Source organism: Paenibacillus puldeungensis (assembly GCF_042678945.1).
Lineage (GTDB): Bacteria > Bacillota > Bacilli > Paenibacillales > Paenibacillaceae > Fontibacillus > Fontibacillus puldeungensis.
In genome coordinates, this window is the sequence record NZ_JBHTLM010000045.1 from 1 (window position 1) to 1,045 (window position 1,045).

Here is a 1,045-nt window from a genome sequence, read left to right on the forward strand (position 1 = left end):
TTTTTATACGAAAATAAAGTTCCTAAATATGGTTATACTGAAGCGAGAAAGCAAAAAAAGTCCCACTACCAGAAAAAGCGGCTTATTCACAAAAAAACTAGCTCGCTTGGTCTTTAGCTTTCAGTTCGACGTCATACCCCATAGCTTGGAGTTGCTTGAGGTAGTGACAGAGTGTCTTTTCCTGCGACGTGCCACCGCCAACGGGCACGTCGTTTTCGTTGTAGCTAACTTTATCACGCATCATAGCAAACAGTATTCGCAAAATGAGATGGGCTGTCGCCACGCTTGCCTTTCGCTCTCCGCGTCGTTTGCGAATATGCCGGTAATGGATTCCGATTCGGTTATTGGAACGGTAGTTAGCCATGGCCGCTTGGCACAACGTCCCCTTTAAATGCTTGTTGCCCTTCATTGTCTTTGACGATTTCTTCTTACCCGCACTCTCATTGTTGCCGGGGCAAACACCTGCCCAGGAGGCGAACTGGGCATCTGTAGCAAACATGTCCGCAACATTAGGACCCATCTCCGCCATAATCGAAGCTGCTGCTTGACGGTCAATGCCCGGGATGGAATCGATTCGCTCCACCTCCTCGGCGTAGGGAGCAAGCTGCTGCTCAATGCGGGCTTCGAGCGTTTCAATTCGTTGTTCAAGGAAACAAAGATGCTCCCAGTGCTCTGTCAGCATTTGGCGGTGATGCAGACGCAGCTTCCCATTGAGCGCGTCAAGAATCTCGGCTACTTTCCGTTTCAGTTTTGTTTTCAAAACACTGCGCAATTCCGCCTCATCTAAAACTTCTCCGTTCATGACCTTGACCAGTATTGCCCGTCCGGACACGCCAAAGATATCCGAAATCGACGTGGTAAGTTTCATATTCGCGTCCTGTAGTACCTTGTGAATCCGGTTCTTCTCCGCCGTAGCCGCCTGCACCAACTTTCGCCGGTACCGAGTCAAGTCGCGTAAATCCCGAATATGCTCCGGCGGTATCATACTTCCTTTAATCAAGCCGCACCGGTGCAAACTTGCCAACCATTGCGCATCCTTCATATC

1 protein-coding gene is annotated in these 1,045 nt (G+C 49.7%); it reads right to left on the bottom strand.

From position 1 onward, the window contains the following. Nucleotides 1-97 precede the first annotated feature (97 nt). A partial coding sequence (locus ACFQ3W_RS25955) for an IS110 family transposase (RefSeq protein ID WP_379322143.1) occupies nt 98-1,045 on the bottom strand: 948 nt, incomplete at its 5' end.